General features: G+C 23.2%; 33 protein-coding genes. All 33 read right to left on the reverse strand.

Annotation, left to right across the window (positions count from 1 at the left end; all coding sequences use genetic code 11):
* Window positions 1-9 precede the first annotated feature (9 nt).
* The 33 genes from eno to map all read right to left on the reverse strand — a co-directional run bounded on the left by eno (window position 10) and on the right by map (window position 18639).
* Entirely contained in the window at window positions 10-1290 is a 1281-nt protein-coding gene (gene eno / locus H0H56_RS01800) for a phosphopyruvate hydratase (RefSeq protein ID WP_185873649.1), read from the reverse strand.
* A complete protein-coding gene (rplQ, locus tag H0H56_RS01805; protein WP_185873650.1) occupies window positions 1283-1741 on the reverse strand; it encodes a 50S ribosomal protein L17 in 459 nt (152 codons plus the stop codon). Before rplQ ends, eno begins: the two co-directional genes overlap by 8 nt.
* Before the next feature lie 12 nt (window positions 1742-1753).
* On the reverse strand, window positions 1754-2755 hold the full coding sequence (locus H0H56_RS01810) for a DNA-directed RNA polymerase subunit alpha (RefSeq protein WP_185873651.1): 1002 nt from the start codon (window positions 2753-2755) through the stop codon (window positions 1754-1756).
* 12 nt (window positions 2756-2767) lie between these two features.
* The gene (gene rpsD / locus H0H56_RS01815) at window positions 2768-3379 is read right to left on the reverse strand and encodes a 30S ribosomal protein S4 (protein ID WP_185874118.1); all 612 of its coding nucleotides are present in this window, start codon (window positions 3377-3379) and stop codon (window positions 2768-2770) included.
* 16 nt (window positions 3380-3395) lie between these two features.
* Window positions 3396-3782: a 30S ribosomal protein S11 gene (rpsK, locus tag H0H56_RS01820; protein WP_185873652.1), complete on the reverse strand. Its 387-nt coding sequence runs from the start codon at window positions 3780-3782 to the stop codon at window positions 3396-3398.
* Between the two features lie 16 nt (window positions 3783-3798).
* A complete protein-coding gene (rpsM, locus tag H0H56_RS01825; protein ID WP_185873653.1) occupies window positions 3799-4179 on the reverse strand; it encodes a 30S ribosomal protein S13 in 381 nt (126 codons plus the stop codon).
* A gap of 6 nt (window positions 4180-4185) precedes the next feature.
* The gene (rpmJ, locus tag H0H56_RS01830; RefSeq protein WP_185873654.1) at window positions 4186-4302 is read right to left on the reverse strand and encodes a 50S ribosomal protein L36; all 117 of its coding nucleotides are present in this window, start codon (window positions 4300-4302) and stop codon (window positions 4186-4188) included.
* A gap of 15 nt (window positions 4303-4317) precedes the next feature.
* Window positions 4318-4533: a translation initiation factor IF-1 gene (gene infA / locus H0H56_RS01835; RefSeq protein WP_185873655.1), complete on the reverse strand. Its 216-nt coding sequence runs from the start codon at window positions 4531-4533 to the stop codon at window positions 4318-4320.
* A gap of 53 nt (window positions 4534-4586) precedes the next feature.
* Window positions 4587-5975 (reverse strand): preprotein translocase subunit SecY, encoded by a 1389-nt coding sequence (secY, locus tag H0H56_RS01840; protein ID WP_185873656.1) that lies wholly within the window; start codon window positions 5973-5975, stop codon window positions 4587-4589.
* A gap of 8 nt (window positions 5976-5983) precedes the next feature.
* Window positions 5984-6442, reverse strand: a complete 459-nt coding sequence (gene rplO, locus H0H56_RS01845) for a 50S ribosomal protein L15 (RefSeq protein ID WP_185873657.1) — start codon at window positions 6440-6442, stop codon at window positions 5984-5986.
* Between the two features lie 17 nt (window positions 6443-6459).
* Entirely contained in the window at window positions 6460-6972 is a 513-nt protein-coding gene (gene rpsE, locus H0H56_RS01850) for a 30S ribosomal protein S5 (RefSeq protein ID WP_185873658.1), read from the reverse strand.
* Between the two features lie 10 nt (window positions 6973-6982).
* Window positions 6983-7294 (reverse strand): 50S ribosomal protein L18, encoded by a 312-nt coding sequence (gene rplR / locus H0H56_RS01855; protein WP_238858491.1) that lies wholly within the window; start codon window positions 7292-7294, stop codon window positions 6983-6985.
* 13 nt (window positions 7295-7307) lie between these two features.
* Window positions 7308-7859, reverse strand: coding sequence for a 50S ribosomal protein L6 (rplF, locus tag H0H56_RS01860; RefSeq protein WP_185873659.1), 552 nt, complete (start codon window positions 7857-7859; stop codon window positions 7308-7310).
* A 15-nt stretch (window positions 7860-7874) separates the two neighbouring features.
* Window positions 7875-8267: a 30S ribosomal protein S8 gene (gene rpsH / locus H0H56_RS01865; protein ID WP_185873660.1), complete on the reverse strand. Its 393-nt coding sequence runs from the start codon at window positions 8265-8267 to the stop codon at window positions 7875-7877.
* Between the two features lie 4 nt (window positions 8268-8271).
* Window positions 8272-8541, reverse strand: coding sequence for a 30S ribosomal protein S14 (rpsN, locus tag H0H56_RS01870; RefSeq protein WP_185873661.1), 270 nt, complete (start codon window positions 8539-8541; stop codon window positions 8272-8274).
* 7 nt (window positions 8542-8548) lie between these two features.
* Window positions 8549-9097, reverse strand: coding sequence for a 50S ribosomal protein L5 (gene rplE / locus H0H56_RS01875; protein WP_185873662.1), 549 nt, complete (start codon window positions 9095-9097; stop codon window positions 8549-8551).
* A 6-nt stretch (window positions 9098-9103) separates the two neighbouring features.
* Window positions 9104-9337 carry a 50S ribosomal protein L24 gene (rplX, locus tag H0H56_RS01880; protein WP_185873663.1) on the reverse strand — a complete coding sequence of 78 codons (234 nt, stop codon included), beginning with the start codon at window positions 9335-9337 and terminating at the stop codon, window positions 9104-9106.
* An 11-nt stretch (window positions 9338-9348) separates the two neighbouring features.
* Window positions 9349-9720 carry a 50S ribosomal protein L14 gene (rplN, locus tag H0H56_RS01885; RefSeq protein WP_185873664.1) on the reverse strand — a complete coding sequence of 124 codons (372 nt, stop codon included), beginning with the start codon at window positions 9718-9720 and terminating at the stop codon, window positions 9349-9351.
* Window positions 9701-10012 (reverse strand): 30S ribosomal protein S17, encoded by a 312-nt coding sequence (gene rpsQ / locus H0H56_RS01890; RefSeq protein WP_185873665.1) that lies wholly within the window; start codon window positions 10010-10012, stop codon window positions 9701-9703. Before rpsQ ends, rplN begins: the two co-directional genes overlap by 20 nt.
* Window positions 10009-10200, reverse strand: a complete 192-nt coding sequence (gene rpmC / locus H0H56_RS01895) for a 50S ribosomal protein L29 (RefSeq protein ID WP_185873666.1) — start codon at window positions 10198-10200, stop codon at window positions 10009-10011. The genes rpsQ and rpmC overlap by 4 nt, the downstream gene beginning before the upstream one ends.
* Window positions 10200-10616 (reverse strand): 50S ribosomal protein L16, encoded by a 417-nt coding sequence (gene rplP, locus H0H56_RS01900; protein WP_185873667.1) that lies wholly within the window; start codon window positions 10614-10616, stop codon window positions 10200-10202. Before rplP ends, rpmC begins: the two co-directional genes overlap by 1 nt.
* A gap of 27 nt (window positions 10617-10643) precedes the next feature.
* Window positions 10644-11354 (reverse strand): 30S ribosomal protein S3, encoded by a 711-nt coding sequence (gene rpsC / locus H0H56_RS01905; RefSeq protein WP_185873668.1) that lies wholly within the window; start codon window positions 11352-11354, stop codon window positions 10644-10646.
* Window positions 11338-11736: a large ribosomal subunit protein uL22 gene (locus H0H56_RS01910; protein WP_185873669.1), complete on the reverse strand. Its 399-nt coding sequence runs from the start codon at window positions 11734-11736 to the stop codon at window positions 11338-11340. The genes rpsC and H0H56_RS01910 overlap by 17 nt, the downstream gene beginning before the upstream one ends.
* 20 nt (window positions 11737-11756) lie before the next feature.
* The gene (gene rpsS, locus H0H56_RS01915; RefSeq protein ID WP_185873670.1) at window positions 11757-12041 is read right to left on the reverse strand and encodes a 30S ribosomal protein S19; all 285 of its coding nucleotides are present in this window, start codon (window positions 12039-12041) and stop codon (window positions 11757-11759) included.
* A 13-nt stretch (window positions 12042-12054) separates the two neighbouring features.
* Window positions 12055-12879, reverse strand: a complete 825-nt coding sequence (rplB, locus tag H0H56_RS01920; RefSeq protein ID WP_185873671.1) for a 50S ribosomal protein L2 — start codon at window positions 12877-12879, stop codon at window positions 12055-12057.
* The gene (locus H0H56_RS01925) at window positions 12879-13169 is read right to left on the reverse strand and encodes a 50S ribosomal protein L23 (protein ID WP_185873672.1); all 291 of its coding nucleotides are present in this window, start codon (window positions 13167-13169) and stop codon (window positions 12879-12881) included. Before H0H56_RS01925 ends, rplB begins: the two co-directional genes overlap by 1 nt.
* Before the next feature lie 2 nt (window positions 13170-13171).
* On the reverse strand, window positions 13172-13798 hold the full coding sequence (gene rplD, locus H0H56_RS01930) for a 50S ribosomal protein L4 (protein WP_185873673.1): 627 nt from the start codon (window positions 13796-13798) through the stop codon (window positions 13172-13174).
* Window positions 13758-14423: a 50S ribosomal protein L3 gene (gene rplC, locus H0H56_RS01935; RefSeq protein WP_185873674.1), complete on the reverse strand. Its 666-nt coding sequence runs from the start codon at window positions 14421-14423 to the stop codon at window positions 13758-13760. The genes rplD and rplC overlap by 41 nt, the downstream gene beginning before the upstream one ends.
* Before the next feature lie 4 nt (window positions 14424-14427).
* Window positions 14428-14733 (reverse strand): 30S ribosomal protein S10, encoded by a 306-nt coding sequence (gene rpsJ / locus H0H56_RS01940; protein WP_185873675.1) that lies wholly within the window; start codon window positions 14731-14733, stop codon window positions 14428-14430.
* A 15-nt stretch (window positions 14734-14748) separates the two neighbouring features.
* Window positions 14749-16875, reverse strand: a complete 2127-nt coding sequence (fusA, locus tag H0H56_RS01945; RefSeq protein ID WP_185873676.1) for an elongation factor G — start codon at window positions 16873-16875, stop codon at window positions 14749-14751.
* Between the two features lie 4 nt (window positions 16876-16879).
* The gene (rpsG, locus tag H0H56_RS01950; protein ID WP_185873677.1) at window positions 16880-17359 is read right to left on the reverse strand and encodes a 30S ribosomal protein S7; all 480 of its coding nucleotides are present in this window, start codon (window positions 17357-17359) and stop codon (window positions 16880-16882) included.
* Window positions 17360-17362: 3 nt separating this feature from the next.
* On the reverse strand, window positions 17363-17743 hold the full coding sequence (gene rpsL / locus H0H56_RS01955) for a 30S ribosomal protein S12 (RefSeq protein ID WP_185873678.1): 381 nt from the start codon (window positions 17741-17743) through the stop codon (window positions 17363-17365).
* An 80-nt stretch (window positions 17744-17823) separates the two neighbouring features.
* Window positions 17824-18639, reverse strand: coding sequence for a type I methionyl aminopeptidase (gene map, locus H0H56_RS01960; RefSeq protein WP_185874119.1), 816 nt, complete (start codon window positions 18637-18639; stop codon window positions 17824-17826).
* Between the last annotated feature and the right edge of the window lie 8 nt (window positions 18640-18647).

The raw sequence follows: 18647 nt of genomic DNA on the forward strand, positions 1-18647 counted from the left end.
TTTTTTAGTTTATTTTAAATTCCATCCTGGATAATAAGAATTTTTTCCTAAAAAATCTTCAATACGTAATAATTGATTATATTTTGAAGTTCGTTCAGAACGACAAATACTTCCTGTTTTAATTTGTTCAATATTAAAAGCTACAGATAAATCTGCTATAAAAGTATCTTCTGTATCTCCAGAACGATGAGATATAATATTTTTATATCCATTTTTTTTAGCAAAATTTATAGTTTTTATTGTTTCAGTTAATGTTCCTACTTGATTAGCTTTTATAATAATAGAATTAGCAATTCCTTTTTGAACTCCTTTTTTTAATTTATTTATTTGAGTAACAAATAAATCATCACCGACTAATTGAATTTTATTTCCTAATTCTTTAGTTAATAAAGTCCAGCCTTCCCAATCATTTTGATCCATTCCATCTTCAATAGATACAATTGGATAACATTTGGTTAAGTAAGTTAAATATTTAATATGCTCTTCTTTCGATTTATTACAATTGTGTTTTTCAAAAAAAGAATAATCATATTGATTATTTTTATAAAATTCAGAAGCAGCACAATCTAATGCTATTCCTATTTGATCATAAGGTTCATAATGAGCTTTATGAATAGCTTCTAATATATTATCTAACACATCTTCAATACCATTAAAATTAGAAGAAAACCCACCCTCATCACCTACATTAGTAGATAATCCTTTTTTTAATAAAATATTTTTTAATTGATAAAAAACATTATATCCCATTTCAATAGCTTCTAAAAAAGTATTTGCACCAATAGGTATTATCATAAACTCTTGAAAAGCGATAGGAGCGTCTGAATGTTTACCTCCATTTATAATATTAATTAAAGGAACTGGTAAAACATAAGTATGTATTCCTCCCAAATATTTATATAAAGGAATATTTAATTCTTTAGACGCAGCTTTTGTCACCGCTAATGAAATACCTAAAATAGAATTAGCTCCTAATCTTTTTTTATTTTTAGTTCCATCTAAATCTAACATTAATTGATCAATATGCATTTGATCCATTACTGAAATTCCTATTAATTCAGGAGCAATAATATTATTTACATTATTAACTGCTTTAGTAACTCCTTTTCCAAAAAATAAATTTAAATTTTCATCTCTTAATTCAAATGCTTCATTTTCCCCCTTAGAAGCTCCAGAAGGAATTGATGCACGTCCTAATACATTATTTTGAGTTAATATATCTACTTCTATAGTAGGAATACCTCTAGAATCTAATATTTGTCTAGCCTTAATATTTTTAATTTTACTCATTCTCTTCTCTTTTTTTTAAAAAATTATTATTCATTTTTTTTTTTTTATGACTACGTCTAATAATTTTTTTCTTTATTTTAGAATTATACATTTTATTAAAATCTACAAATTCAATAAGAGATACTCTTGACATATCTCCAATACGAAATCCTATTTTTATAATTCTAGTATAACCACCATAACGTTCACGAACTTTATTAAAAGATTTTTGAAACAATTCATTAACTGCTATTTTATCTCTTAAAAAAGTAAATATATTTCTTCTAGAAGAAGTTGTATTTATTTTAGATTTAGTAATAATAGGCTCTATATATCTTTTTAAAGCTTTAGCTTTAGAAATAGTAGTAAATATTTTTTTCTTTTTAATTAAAGAAGAAGACATGTTAGAAAGAATAGATTTTTTATATCCATATTTTTTACCTAAAAATTTTTTTTTTTTTCTATGATTCATTATTTATAAAATCTATTCTTTATTTAATTTAAAATGTCTAATATCCATGCCAAATGATAATCCCTTTTTTTTCATTTTATTTTCTAATTCTTCTAATGATTTTTTTCCAAAATTTCTCATTTTTAATATAGTATTTCGATTACTATTAACTAAATCATATATATATTTTATAGAAGCAGATTTTAAACAATTTTTTGTTCTAACAGATAAATCCATATCATTTAATTTAGATTTTAATAACGTTTTCATACGTAAATATTCTTCATCATATTTTTTTTTTTTATAAATATTTTCTTTTTCTTTTTTTCCTATTTTTTCATAAGTAAAAATAGAAAAATATTGTATTAAAATATTAGATGCTTCCATTAAAGCTTTTTTAGGATTAATGGATCCATCTGTTTTGATTTCTAATGAAAGATTTTCAAAATCTGTTTTTTGACCAATACGACAATTTTCTATTGTATATTTAACATTTTTAATAGGTGTATAAATAGAATCTATTGGAATAGATCCAATAAAATTATCATTATTTTTTTTATTTTCTTCCGCAGGAACATACCCTCTTCCCTCTTCTATCGTAAAACTTATTTCCAATGGAATAGATTTATCTTTATGACATAAAATTAAATCTTTATTTAAAATTCTAAAATTAGAAATATATTTATTCAAAATACTTCCTGTTATTTTTTCTTGATCATTATTTATATATGCATTTACTATTTCTTTTTTAATTCCATTAATTTTTCGTTTTAGACGAATTTTTTTAAAATTTAAAATCATTTCAGTAACATCTTCTACTACTCCATTAATAGTAGAAAATTCATATTTTACACCTTTGATTCTAATAGAAGTAATTGCAAAACCTTTTAATGAACTTAAAAGTACTCTTCTTAATGAATTTCCTAATGTAATACCATATCCAGGTTCTAAAGGTTTTAAATGAAAAATACCTTTAAAATCTGAACATTCAGATATAATAACTTTTTCTGGTTTTACAAAATCTAAAATAAACATATTGATTATTTCTTATTTTGAATATAATTCTACAATTAATTGTTCTTTAATATTTTCAGGAATTTGTGATCTTTTAGGTATCATTATAAATGTTCCCAACATTTTCTCTTCATTTAAAATCAACCATTCTACTAATTTCCCTATTTTATTATTTTTTATAGATTCTAAAATTACTGGATGTTTTTTAGATTTTTCTTTTATTCCTATTATATCTCCAGGTTTTAATCTAAAAGAAGGAATATTAACCACTTGATTATTTACCATAATATGTTTATGAGAAACTATTTGACGTGCAGAAGATCTAGATGGTGCAAATTTTAATCTAAAAACAATATTATCTAAACGTGATTCACATGCTTGTAATAATAATTCTCCAGTAATTCCTTTTTTTTTTGCTGATTCTAAAAATAATCTTTTAAATGAACGTTCTAATATTCCATAAAGATATTTTGCTTTTTGTTTTTCTGCTAATTGGATAAAATATTCTGAACGTTTTCCTCTACGACGATTATTTCCATGTTGTCCAGATGGATATTTTTTTCTTTCAAAATATTTATCTGTACCATATAAAGATTCTCCAAATTTTCTAGATATTTTTGTTTTTGGTCCTATATATTTTGCCATAATAAATTCAATAATATTAAACTCTTCTTCTTTTCGGAGGACGACATCCATTATGAGGTAATGGTGTTATATCTTTTATTAAAGTTACTACAATTCCAGAATTACTTAATGCTCGTATAGCTGCATCTCTTCCTGCTCCAGGTCCTTTTACTTTTACTTCTATTTTTTTTATTCCAGCATTTAACCCTATTTTTGCTACATTTTCTGCAGCTATTTGAGCTGCATAATGAGTATTTTTTTTAGATCCTTTAAAATTCATTTTGCCAGCAGATGACCATGCAATTACATCTCCTTTTTTATTTGTTAATGTTATAATTATGTTATTAAAAGTAGATTTAATATGAGCTATACCAAAAATATCAACTATTACTGATTTTTTTTTTTTTGATAATAATTTTCCCATTTTTTTTCAAAAAATTTTATTTAGTAACTTTTTTCTTATTTGCTACAGTTTTTTTCTTTCCTTTTCTAGTTCTACAATTATTTTTTGTTTTTTGCCCTCTTAAAGGTAAATGTTTTCTATGTCTAGTTCCTCTATAACATCCAATATCCATTAAATTTTTAATATTTAATTGTATTTCAGATTTTAATTCCCCTTCTATTTTAATATTTTTAGATATATATTTTCGGATATTACTAATATCTTCATCTGACCAATTAATTACTTTAATATTTTCGTCAATTCCAACTTTTTTTAAAATTTTTTTAGCAAGACTTTTATTTATTCCATATAAACAAGTAAGTCCAATAATTCCTCTTTTATTTTTAGGAATATCTATTCCAGATATACGAGTTCCCATTATTAATTAACCTTGTTTTTGTTTAAATCTAGGATTTTTTTTATTAATAATACGTAAACAACCTTTTCTATTAATTATTTTACAATCCTTAGTTCTTTTTTTTAAAGAAGTTCTAACTTTCATAAAAAAATATTTTAATTAATATCTATAAGTAATTCTACCTCTTTGTAAATCATAAGAAGACATTTCTAATCTTACCTTATCTCCAGGTAATATTTTTATATAATGCATTCTCATTTTACCAGATATATGAGCTTTTACTATACATCCATTTTCTAATTTAACTCTAAACATTGCATTAGGAGAAGATTCTATAATAATTCCATCAATTTCTATGTGTTTTTGTTTAGCCATATACTAAAAAAAAATAATATAAAAACTATAACAAATATAAATATATAAATTCATTATTTATGTATATAATATCTATTATTACGATTTTTTTTTATAATCATTAAATCATCATAATAATTATTTAATAAATAAATATTAATTTGTTGGATTATATCTAATATTACTCCTACTATAATTAATAAAGATGTTCCTCCAAAAAATAAAGAAAAATTTTGAGTAATTCCAATACGAAAAACTATAGAAGGAAGTATCGCAATTATAGCTAATAAGATAGCTCCAGGAAGTGTAATTTTAGATAAAATAGAATCTATATATTCTACAGTTTCTCTTCCTGGTTTAATTTTTGGAATATGTCCTCCATTTCTTTTTAAATCATCAGAAATTTGATTACTAGGAATAGTAATTGCTGTATAAAAAAAAGTAAAAATTATTACTAATATAGAAAATAATAAATTATACCATAATCCATAAATATCTTGAAAAAGATTAAAAATTTTTTTTATTTTTTCATTGTGAATATAATTATAAAAAGTCAATGGAAATAACATAATAGCTTGAGAAAAAATAATAGGCATCACTCCAGCTGCTGTCATTTTTAAAGGAATATATTGATGTTTTTTATGATGAAAATAATTTAATCCTAAATTTTTATAATGTGATACATATTGAATTGGAATTTTTCTAATAGCTTGAATAATTAAAATAGAAAAAAAAATTACTAAAAACCATAATAATATTTCAATTAATAAAATCATTAAACCTCCATTTCCAATTTTTAATCTATTTAATATTTCCTTAACAATAGCATCTGGAAAACGAGCTATGATTCCAGACATAATTATTAAAGAAATTCCATTTCCTATTCCTTCATTAGTAATTTTTTCTCCTAACCATATAGTAAATAAAGTTCCAGATGTTAATATAAAAATTCCAATAACCCAAAATAAAGTTTTTCCAAAAATAGTATTTATATTTAATAAATATGTAGAAGAATAAGTAGAAAAAGGAATAAATTGTTTTGTTAAAGAAATTAAATATATAGGAGCCTGTATTAAACATATTCCAATAGTTAACCATCTAATAAGAAAATTAATTTGTCTTTTTCCGCTTTCTCCATCTTTTTGTAATCTTTGTAATGAAGGAATAACAATACACATTAATTGCATAATAATAGATCCTGATATATAAGGCATTACTCCTAATGCTAAAATAGAAGCACGATTAAAAGCCCCTCCTGTGAAAGAAGAAAGAATTTGCATTAATCCTTTAGATCCTGAATTAATATTTTCCATAAAATCACTAATTCCTACAGGATTAATTCCAGGCAATGGAATATATGCACCAAAACGATATATTAATAAAAAGCTTAAAGTAATTAAAATTTTTTTTCGTAATTCTTTTGCATTCCAAATATTATAAAATTTAATTAACACATTAGACATCATAATTTTTATTTACATAAAGCTTTCCCACCAAATTTTTCTATATAAAAAATAGCTTTTTTACTAAATTTAGATGCTTCAATCTTTAAAGAAGATTTAAATTTTCCTTTACCAGCTAAAATTTTAATTAAATCTTTTTTTTTAATTAAATTTTGATTTAAAAAAACTTTTTTATCAATAATTTTTGTATTTAAAAATTTTCCTTTATTTATTAAATCTTGTATAAGATCTAAATTAATTACTTTATATATTTTTTTTTTTATATTTTTAAATCCAAATTTAGGTAATCGTCTTTGAATAGGCATTTGTCCTCCTTCAAATCCAAATTTTTTAGAATATCCAGAACGGGATTTAGCTCCTTTATGTCCTCTACCACAAGTCCCTCCTTTTCCAGATCCTTGTCCTCTTCCTAATCTTAATTTTTTTTTTTTTGATCCTTTTTTAGGAATTAAAAAATTTAATTTCATAAAATTTAATATTTTATTTATCCATTTAATATTTTTTGAATTGAAACCCCTCTTTGTTTTGAAATTATATAAACATCTCTCATAATACTTAATGCTTTAATAGTTGCTTTAATAATATTATGAGGATTAGAAGATCCTTTTGATTTAGATAAAACATTTCGTAATCCTACAGTTTCTAAAACTGCCCTCAATGCCCCTCCTGCAATAATTCCAGTACCTTCCGATGCCGGTCTAATAAGAATATGTGCTCCTCCATATTTTGCCTCTTGTTCATGAGGAATCGTTCCATTAGATATACAAACTTTACATAAATTTTTTTTTGCTTGTTCTCCAGCTTTATGTATAGCATCAGGAGCTTCTTTGGATTTTCCAAAACCATATCCTACTATTCCCTTTTCATTTCCTTTAATAACAATAGCACTAAAACTAAAATATCTCCTCCCTTTAGTCACTTTACAAACTCTAGTAACTCCGACTAATCGTTCTTTTAATTCTAAAAATTTAATTTTTTTTTCTTTATTAAAAACCACTTTTTTTATTTTAAAAATCTAAACCCATTTTTCTAATTCCTTCTGCCAATGATTTAACTCTTCCATGATATAAATATTTTCTTTTATCAAAAACTAATTTTTTTATTTTTAAAACAAGAGCTTTATTTCCTAAATATTTACCTACTTCATAAGATAATTTTTTTTTATTAATTTTTTTATTTCTAAAAATTTTATTATTTGAAGAAATAGATACTAAAGTTTTTCCGGAAAGATCATCTATTATTTGAGCATAAATAGCTTTATTACTTCTAAAAATAGATATTCTAGGTCTATCATTATTTCCAATAATTTTTCTCAAAATTTATTTATTTTTTTTAAGCAGATTTTCCAGTTTTTCTACGAACTTTTTCATTAAAATATCTTATTCCTTTTCCTTTATAAGGTTCAGGTTTTCTAAAAGAACGTATTTTCGCCGCTATAATACCTAACAATTGTTTATCATACGATTTTAAAATTAAAATAGGATTTTTTCCTTTTTCTATTTTAGTTTCTACTAAAATTTCTTTAGGAATTTTCATCATAATACTATGAGAAAATCCTAAATTAAATTCTAAAATTTTTTCATTTTTAAAAAAAGAAACTTTATATCCTATACCTATTAATTCTAATATTTTAATAAAACCAACAGAAACTCCTTCTATCATATTGTTAATTAATACACGATATAATCCATGTAAAGATTTAGATTCTTTATCATTTTTAATTCTATGTAATAATAATTTATTATTAGTTAATACTAATTTTATTTTATTAGAAATAATTTGACTTAAAATACCTAATTTTCCTTCTATTATTACTGTATTTTTAACAATTTTTATATCTATATTTTTAGATATAAAAATTGGTTTATTCCCAATTCTAGACATAATAATAAAAAATATTTAATAAATAAAACATATAATTTCTCCTCCTATTTTTTTTTTTCTAGCTATTTTATCTGTAATTAATCCTTTAGAAGTTGAAATAATAGCTATTCCTAATCCGTTTAATACACGAGGAATATTTTTATACTTTGAATATTTTCTTAATCCTGGTTTACTAATTCTAATAATTTTTTGGATAACAGATATTTTTTTGTAATATTTTAAAGCTATTTTAATAATTTCTTTATTATTTTTTTTTTCTATTTTATAATCTAAAATATATCCATTTTCTAATAAAACATAAGTCAATTTTTTTTTTAATTTAGAAGATGGAATTGATAATAACAAATGTTTTGCAAAACAAGCGTTTCTAATTCTAGTTAAAAAATCAGCAATAGGATCTGTATTCATAAAATTACCAACTAGCTTTTTTAACTCCTGGGATTAACCCTTGAGATACCATATTTCTAAAAATAATACGTGATATACCAAATTTACGCATATATCCTCTACATCTACCTGTTATAGAACATCTATTTCGTAAACGTACTGGAGATGCATCTCTAGGTAATTTTTGTAATAATTCATAATTTTTAGAATTTTTTAAAAATTTTCTTTTTTTTGCATATTTTAAAACAATTCTTTCTCTTTTTTTTTGTCTAGCTTTTACTGATTCTTTTGCCATTATATTATTATTTTTGAAATGGAATACCAAAATAAGATAAAAGACTCTTCGCTTCTATATTATTCTTAGCAGTAGTTACAAATGTAATATTCATCCCCATATTTTTTCTAATTTTATCAATATTAATTTCAGGATAAATGATTTGTTCTATTATTCCCATATTATAATTTCCTTTTCCATCAAAACTACTATTCTTTACACCATTAAAATCTCTTACTCTAGGTAAAGAAATTGTAATTAATCTATCTAAAAATTCATACATTTTAATTCTTCGTAAAGTTACTTTCACTCCAATAGGAACTCCTTTCCTTAATTTAAAACCAGATTCATCATGTTTAGAATAACAAAAAATAGCTTTTTGTCCTACAATTTCTGTTATTTCTTTCATAGAAATATCTAAAATTTTTTTATCTAAAATAGATATTCCAATACCTTGATGTACTACTATTTTTTTTAAAATAGGAACTTCCATAATAGAAGTATATTTAAATTTTTTTAATAAATTAGGAATTATTACCTCATAATATAATTTTTTTAATCTAGATTGATATATCATTCTATTTTAGACTTTTTTTATATTATTACTTAATTTTTTTAAATTAGTTATATGTATAGGTGCTTCTTTTTCTATAATACCACCTTTAGTTTGTTTTGAACTAGGTTTAATATGTTTTTTAATCATATTGATCCCTTGAATAATCGCTTTTTTTTTTTTAACAATTACTTTCAAAACTACTCCTTGATTTCCTTTATAATTTCCAGATAAAATAGAAACTAAATCTCCTTTTTTAATCATAATCATTTTTTTTATAAAACTTCTTTTGCTAAAGATATAATTTTCATATATTCTTTATCTCTTAATTCTTTAGCTACTGGACCAAATACTCTAGTTCCCATCATCTCTCCAGATGTATTTAAAAGCACACAAGCATTATCATCAAAACTAATATAAGTCCCATCTATTCTTCTAATTCTTTTTTTAGTTCTAATTATTATTGCTTTAGCTATTTGTCCTTTTTTAATTATATTTCCACCAGAAATAGCTTCTTTAATTGTAACAATAATAGAATCTCCTAAAGAAGCGTATTTTTTTTTTGATCCACCTAATACACGAATAATTAACGCTATTTTAGCTCCAGTGTTATCAGATACTCTACATTTAGATTCTTGTTGTAACATTATTTTTTTTTTCTAAAATAGAAACTAACCTCCAACATTTATATTTACTAATAGGACGTGTTTCCATAATTTTTACTTTATCACCTTTTTTAGAAACATTTTTTTCATCATGAACCATATATTTTTTTTTTATTAAAATACTTTTTCCATAATATTTATGTTTTACTTTTTTTAACTCAACAACAACTATAGTTTTTTTCATTTTATTACTAACTACAATTCCTTGTCTTTGTTTTCTAACATTTCTTTTTTTTAAAGAAAAAATAGATAATTTTTTTTTTTCATTTATCATTTCTTTCTTATATTTAATTCTGTTTTTAATTGAGCAATATTTTTTCTTAAAAATCTAATTTCTATAGGATTTTTTTTTAATCCAAAAGTATGATCAAAAATTATTTTTTGATAAAAATTTTTTTTTTTTATTAAATAATCTTGAATATTTTCTATAGTTAACTTTTTTAAAGTTGTATCTTTTTTCATTATATCAATTCTTTGGAAAAAACAAATTTAATTTTTATAGGAAGTTTTTGAGAAGCTAATCTTAAAGCTTCTTTAGCAATTTGAATTTCTACTCCATCTATTTCAAATATAATTCTTCCAGGTTTTACTACAGCAACCCAAAATTCTACAGGCCCTTTTCCTTTACCCATACGAACTTCTTGTGGTTTTTTAGTAGCAGGTTTATCAGGAAAAATATTAATCCATAATCTTCCCTCTCTTTTCATATATCTAGTCGCAGCAATACGAGCTGCTTCTATTTGTTGAGAAGTAATCCATTTCCCTTCTAAAGCTTTAATTCCATATAAACCCCTTGATAAAAAAACACCTTTAGATGAATTTCCACGTATACGTCCTTTTTGCTTTTTTTTATATTTTGTTTTCTTTGGTTGTAACATATCAATAAAACTAACTAATAAAAAAAATTAATATTTTTTTTTCCTATTTAAAAAAGAATTTTTATTATATGTTCTGTGTTTTTTTTGTATTCCTCCAAATATAGAAAATAATTCTTTTTTTCCATATATCTCTCCTTTCATTATCCAAACTTTAATTCCTATACTACCATAAATAGTATGAGCTACTGACATATAATAATCTACATTTGCACGAAATGTTCCCAATGAAATACGTCCCTCTTTATAAGATTCACATCTTGCCATTTCAGCTCCATTTAATCTTCCAGAAATTTGAATTTTAATACCTATAGCATTCATTCTCATTGCAGATAAAATAGAAATTTTTATTGATTTTTTATAAGATATTCTATTTTCTAATTGTCTCACTAAATTTTTAACCACTAAAGGAGCATCTAATTCAGGACGTTTAACTTCTGAAATATTAATTTTAACTTCTTTTTTTGTTAGTTTTTTTAATTCTTTTCTAACTGTATCAACCTCATCACCTCCTCTTCCTATAACCAAAGCAGGTCGTGATGTTCTAATTGTTAATATTAATACTTTTAATGTTCTTTCTATAAAAATTCTAGAAACAATCCCTTTTGGAAGACGTGCTTCAATATATCTTCTTACTTTAAAATCTTCTTTAATTCTATCTTTATAATTATTACACCAACTAGATTCCCATCCTTTAATAATTCCTAAACGATTTACAATTGGATTAGTTTTTTGACCCATAATTAATATTTCTATTTTCTAAAAAAACAATAATTTTACTTGATCTTTTTCTAATTTTATGACCTCTTCCTTGAGGAACAGGACGTAATCTTTTTAAAGTTTTTCCTTGATTTACTTGAATATTTTTAATATATAAAAAATCTTCTTGTAAATTAAGATTATTCATACTACATTTTTTACGCCAATTAAATAATGATGAAATAAGTAATTTTCTTAAAAAAATAGAAACTTGTTTTTTTTTGCTATATTTTAATATATCTAAAGCAGATAATAATTTTTTATTTTTAATTAAATTAACTATCAACCTCATTTTTCTTGGAGATTTTCGAATTCCATTTAAAATAGCAGATACTTTAATAATCTTATCTTCTTGATAATTCATTTATTTATAAATAAATTTTTTTAATTTTTGATTGTTTTTAATTTTTTAGATCCAGCATGTCCTTTAAAATTTCTAGTTGGAGCAAATTCACCTAATTTATGTCCAATCATATTTTCTGTAATATACACATTAATAAATTTTATTCCATTATGAACTGCAAAAGTTTGTCCTACAAAATCTGGTAAAATTGTTGATCTTCTTGACCATGTTTTAATTATAACTTTTTTTTCATGCTTTATATTTTTTAATACTTTTTTATATAATTTATAAAAAACAAATGGCCCTTTTTTTAAAGATCTAGCCATAATAATAAAAATTTTATTTTTTTCTTCTTTCTAAAATATATTTATCTGAATATTTTTTTTTAGAACGAGTTCTAAATCCTTTAGATGAAATTCCTTTTCTACTTCTAGGAATACCTCCAGACGCTTTTCCTTCTCCACCACCCATTGGATGATCAACAGGATTCATAGCTACACCTCTAGTTCTAGGTCTCCTTCCTAAATGACGTTTTTTTCCTGCTTTTCCATATACTTCTAATTGATGATCTATATTAGAGACTATTCCTATAGTAGCCATACAATGAATAAAAATCATTCGAACTTCTCCAGAAGGAAATTTAATAGTAGCATATTTTTTATCTTTTGCAAATAATTGAGCATAAGCTCCTGCACTTCTAGCTATTTTAGCTCCTTGTCCAGGAATTAATTCTATACAAGATATATTAGTTCCTAATGGAATTTCACTTAAAAAAGTAGAATTTCCTATATTAAAAGGTATTTTTTTTCCTGAAATAATTTCTTGTCCTACTTTAAATCCATCCATAGTTATTATATAACTTTTTTCTCCATCTTTATAATGTATTAATGATATATAAGAGGATCTATTAGGATCATATTCTATAGATTTAACAATACCCAATATTCCAAATTTTTTTCTTTTAAAATCAATTATTCTATATTTTTTTTTATGTCCACCACCAAAATACCGAATAGTTCTTTTGCCATAATTATTTCTACCACCAGATTTAATTTTTCCTTTAGTAAAACATTTTTCAGGAAATGATTTAGTAATTTCATTAAAACTATTAATAATTTTAAATCTTTGACCAGGTGTTGTTGGTTTTAATTTTTTTATGGGCATTATATTTCTTTTTTATCAAAAAAATCAATTTTATGATTTTTTTTTAATTGAACTATTACTTTTTTAAATTTATTAGTTTTCCCATATAAAAAACCTTTTTTTGTAAATTTAGATTTATTTTTTCTATAATAAATCATTGTTCTTATTTTTTCAATATCAACTCCAAATATTTGATTAATTCTTTTTTTTATTTGATTTTTATTATTATTAATATCAACAGAAAAAGTATAACAAAATCTTTTTTCTTCTTTAGAAGACTTCTCTGATATAAAAGGTTTTATTAAAATCATAATTAATAAAATAATTTATGAATCATTTTTACTGAACTTTCAGTAAAAATAATATATAAATAATTTAATAAAAAATAACTATTCAATTCAGATATAGTTAATAATTTAATTTTTTTTAAATTTCTAGATGATAAATATAAATTATTATTTAATTTTTCTACAACAATTAATGATTTTTTATTCATTAATTTTAATGATTTTAAAATATTTACAAATAATTTAGTTTTAGGACTATTTAATTGAATATCTTCAATAATTTTAATTTTATTTTTTTTTAATTTATATTCTATAATTGATTTTTTTACTAAATGCTTAGTTTTTTTATTAATTTTTATTATATAATTTCTTGGTTTTGGACCAAAAATTCGACCTCCACCTCTAAATATAGGATTTTTAATACTTCCTTTTCTAGAACCTCCAGTTCCTTTTTGTCTATGTAATTTTCTATTACTTCCAGATATATCTCCTCTTTCTTTAGATTTATGAGTACCTTGTCTTTGTGCTAATAAATATCTTTTTATTTCTAAATAAATAGAATGATCATAATTTTTTTTAGAAAATAAAGAATCATTAAATTCTATTACTTTTTTAGTAAAATTTCCTTGAATATTTAAAATTTGTAATTTCATATTTTTTTTTTATCATTAAATATGATTTTTTATTTCCTGGAATTGATCCTTTTAATATTAAAAAATTATTATCACTATCTATTTTTAAAATTTTGATATTTTTAATAGTAACATTTTTTCCACCCATTCTACCAGCCATTTTTTTTCCTTTAAAAACACGAGAAGGATCTGATCCTGCGCCAATAGATCCAGGAGATCTTAAACGATTATGTTGTCCATGACTACTTTCTCCTACTCCTGAAAATCCATGTCTTTTTACTACACCTTGAAATCCTTTTCCTTTAGAAAAACTTTTTACATCTACATATTCTCCTTCTAAAAATGAATTAATATTTATTATAGATCCTAATTTTAATTCAGGATAAAAAATTTTACTTTTAAATTCTAATAATTTTTTTTTTGGAGTAACTCCAGATTTTTTAAAATGACCTTGTAAAGATTTACAAGTATGTTTTTTCTTTTTATCAATTATTCCTAATTGAACAGAAAAATATCCATCTGTTTTAATAGTTTTTATTTGTATAATATAACATGGATAAATTTTTATTATTGTACATGGAATATTTTTTCCATTTTTTGAAAAAATACTTGTCATTCCACAATTTATTCCTATTAATCCAACCATTTTTTTATACTTTAATTTCAGCTTCTACTCCACTAGGTAATTCCAATTTCATTAAAGCATCTACTGTTTTGGATGATGCATTATGAATTTGCAATAATCTTTTATGAGTAGGAAGTAAAAATTGTTCTCTTGATTTTTTATTAACATGAGGAGATCGTAAAACTGTAAATATTTTTTTTTCCGTAGGTAATGGAATTGGTCCATTTAAAATAACTCCTGTTGGAATAACAGATTTTACAATTCTCTCAGCAGATTTATCTAATAAATTATAATCATAAGATTTTAATTTAATTTTTATATCATGACCCATATAATTAATTTATTCCTATTTATTTATTTTATTTTGATAATTTATACGATTGTTAATTTTATTATTAATAATAATATTATCTATAATATTTTTAGGAACTATATCATAATGAGAAAATTCCATTACAGAAGTTCCTCTCCCAGAAGAAAGTGTACGTAAAATAGTAACATATCCAAACATTTCAGATAATGGAACTAAAGATTGAATAATTTTTATATTATTTTTATTATTCATATTTTGAATTATTCCTCTTCTACGATTTAAATCCCCTATAACATTTCCCATATTAGTTTCTGGAACTATTACTTCTAATTTCATAATTGGTTCTAATAATATAGGATTAGTTTTTTGAGCAGCTTTTTTAAAACCTAATTTACCTGCTATTTCAAAAGATAATTGATCAGAATCTACTGAATGATAAGACCCATCTAATATAGTTATTTTTGCATTATCAATTTCATATCCTGATAAAGGTCCACTTTTCATCATTTCTTTACATCCTTTTTCTATAGAAGAAATATATTCTTTAGGAATACTACCTCCTTTAATTTTATTAATAAATTCTAATCCATATTTTCCTACATTTCCTGGTTCTAATATAAATAATATTTCAGCAAATTTTCCTCTTCCTCCTGTTTGTTTTTTATAAATTTCTCTATGTTTTACTGTATTTGTTAAAGCTTCTTTATATTCTACTTGAGGAGTTCCTTGATTAATTTCTACCTGAAATTCTCTCTTCATACGATCCACTATAATTTCTAAATGAAGTTCTCCCATACCAGATATAATAGTTTGTCCAGTATAAGTATCTATTCGTACTTGAAAAGTTGGATCTTCATCCATTAATTTAGATAATGCTAAACTCATTTTATCTATATCAGATTTAAATTTAGGTTCAATAGCTAAACCAATCACAGGATCTGGAAAAGAGATATTCTCTAATATAATAGGATTTTTTTCATCACATAAAGTATCTCCTGTTTTAATATCTTTAAATCCTACTACAGCAGCTATATCTCCCGCTTCAATTTTATGAATTGGATTTTGTTTATTAGCGTGCATTTGATAAATCCGAGAAATACGTTCTTTATGTCCAGATCGAACATTAAAACTATAAGAACCCGCATAAATTTTTCCTGAATATACTCTAAAAAAAGCTAAACGTCCAACAAAAGGATCTGTAGAAATTTTAAAAGCTAAAGCAGAAAAAGGTTCTTTCTTACTAGGAATTCTTATTTCTTTATTATTATTTATAGGATTTATTCCTATCACCTCTTTACCTTCTAAAGGAGATGGCAAATAACAACATATCGCATCTAACATAGTTTGTACGCCTTTATTTTTAAAAGATGATCCACATAAAATAGGAATAATTTTCATTGTTATTATATTCTTTCTTAAAGAAAGAATAATTTCTTCTTCAGAAATAGAAGATGAATTATATAAAAATTTTTCCATAATAATATCATCATATTCTGATAATGATTCTATTATATTATTATAATAATTATTGACTAGCCCTTTCATTTTATTAGGAATTGGAATTTCTTTATATGTTACTCCATAATTATTATCATCCCATATAATTCCTTTTTTAGATATTAAATCTATTATCCCAATAAAATTATCTCCAGAACCAATAGGAATTTGTAATGGAACAGAATTAGCCCCTAACATTTTTTTAATTTGTAAACAAACATTAAAAAAATCAGCACCTTGACGGTCCATTTTATTTACAAATCCTATTCTAGGAATAGAATATTTATCAGCTTGTCTCCAAACTGTTTCTGATTGAGGTTCTACTCCATCAACTGCACTAAATAAAACTATCATTCCATCTAAAATTCTTAAAGATCTTTCTACTTCTACAGTAAAATCAACATGTCCGGGTGTATCAATAATATTTATTTTATATTTTTTATTTTTATAATTCCATTCACAATAAGTAGCTGCAGAAGTAATAGTAATTCCACGTTCTTGTTCTTGTAACATCCAATCCATAGTAGCAGCTCCATCATGGACTTCTCCTATTTTATGATTAACTCCTGTATAAAATAATATTCTTTCTGTAGTAGTTGTTTTACCTGCATCTATATGAGCTACTATTCCGATATTTCTTGTATATTCTAAATTTTCAATCATTTTTTTAAAATCTAAAATGAGAAAAAGCTTTATTAGCTTCTGCCATTTTATGAATATTTTCTTTTCTTTTAATAGCCTCTCCTTGTTCTTGAAAAGCATCTAATATTTCATAAGCTAATTTATAAGACATTGTTTTTTCTTTTCTAAGAGTAGCACTATTTATTAATAATTTTATAGCTTTTGTTATTTGATTTTCATAAGATAAAGGGACTGGAATTTGAATATTAGATCCTCCCATTCGACGACTTCTAATTTCTACATTAGGCATTAAATTTTTTAAACTTTTTTTCCAAATTTCTAAAGAAGATTTTTTTTCCTTTTTATTATTTAAATCATCAATTTTATCCATTGCTTTATAAAATATTTTATATGCTAAATTTTTTTTTCCATTTTTCATTAAATGATTAATAAATCTACTTACTAAAATGTCCTGATATTTTGGATCTGGATAATATATTTTTTTTTTCCTTTTTATTTTTCTCATTAATTATTTACTTTTTTTAGAAATTTTTGCTCCATATTTACTTCTACTTTTTTTTCTTCCATTAACTCCAGCTGTATCACGAGCTCCTCTAATTATTTTATATTTTACTCCAGGTAAATCTTTTACTCTTCCACCTTTTACTAAAACAATAGAATGTTCTTGTAAATTGTGCCCTTCTCCAGTTATGTAACTAATTACCTCTTTTCCATTGGAAAAACGAACACGTGCAACTTTCCTCATAGCAGAATTAGGTTTTTTTGGTGTTGTTGTATATACTCTAATACAAACACCTCTTCTTTGAGGACAAAAATCTAATGCAATAGATTTTCTTTTTTTAAGAACTGATGTTCTTCCTTTTCTTATTAATTGTTGTATAGTTGGCATATTTTATTCTAAATTAAAATAAAATGAATACAAATTATATATATAATTTGTAATTAATTAATGATTAATAAAAAAATTAATTAATTAATATAAATATTTTTATTTTTAAAAGGTTTTTCTTCTGAAGATTTAATATTAAGTTCTTTATAAATATAAGAAAAAGTAGATAGTAAACAAGGAGATCCATCAACAATAGCTACATTATGTTCATAATGAGATGATAAACTTTTATCAAAAGTTGTTATAGTCCATCCATCATTATGAAATATAACATCTGGTTTTCCTTGATTTATCATTGGTTCAATAGATAAAACTAAACCTTCTTGTAATTTTAATCCTTTTCCTTTTTTTCCAAAATTTGGAACTTTAGGATCTTCATGCATTTTTTTTCCTAATCCATGTCCTACAAAATCTTTTACTATACTATATCCATTTTTTTCGATATAAGATTGTATATAATATCCAATATCTCCTATATAATTTCCAATTTTACATTTAGATAATCCAATATAAAGAGATTTTTTTGAACAATAAAGAAATTTTTTAATTTTATTCGAAACTTCTCCTACTTCAAAAGTATAAGCATGTTCACCATAAAATTTATTCATATAAACACCACAATCTATAGATAAAATATCTCCTTCAGATAAATATTTTTTATTAGGAATTCCATGAACTACTTGATAATTAGGCGAAACACACAAAGTATTTGGAAAATTATATAAACCTAAAAAAGCTGGAATTCCCCCATTATCACGAATAAAATTTTCAGCTAAATGATCTAAATAAAGAGTATTAACTCCAGGTTTTACTTCTTTAGCTAACATTCCTAGTGTTTTAGATGCTAAAAAAGCACTTTTTTTAATCAATAGTATTTCTTCTTTTGTTTTTATTATCATTTTTT

Source organism: Blattabacterium cuenoti, from assembly GCF_014252455.1.
GTDB classification, from domain to species: Bacteria; Bacteroidota; Bacteroidia; order Flavobacteriales; family Blattabacteriaceae; genus Blattabacterium; species Blattabacterium cuenoti_R.